Annotated in this window: 1 protein-coding gene; it reads left to right on the top strand. The window is 69.2% G+C overall.

All coding sequences use genetic code 11. The annotated features are described in order from the left end of the window. On the top strand, positions 1-276 hold a 276-nt coding region (locus DIE06_RS38075; RefSeq protein WP_124665755.1), incomplete at both ends, for an aminotransferase class I/II-fold pyridoxal phosphate-dependent enzyme.

The following is a 276-nucleotide window of genomic DNA, read 5'->3' as shown; positions in this document are numbered from 1 at the left end:
GGACTACATCCGGCACAACGGTTCAGGTCATGTGTTTTCCGCCAGCCTGCCGCCGGCCGCCGCGGCTGCCACCCACGCGGTTCTGCGCGTCAGTCGGCGTGAACCCGACCGGCGGGCTCGGGTGCTGGCCGCGGCCGAGTACATGGCCACCGGCCTGGCACGGCAGGGCTATCAGGCCGAGTATCACGGAACCGCGATCGTGCCGGTGATCCTGGGCAACCCGACCGAGGCGCATGCGGGCTATCTGCGGCTGATGCGCTCCGGGGTGTATGTGAA

It is taken from the genome of Burkholderia sp. Bp8998 (assembly GCF_003854235.1).
In the GTDB taxonomy this organism is placed as follows: domain Bacteria; phylum Pseudomonadota; class Gammaproteobacteria; order Burkholderiales; family Burkholderiaceae; genus Burkholderia.
This window is presented reverse-complemented; position numbering and strand designations above follow the sequence as displayed.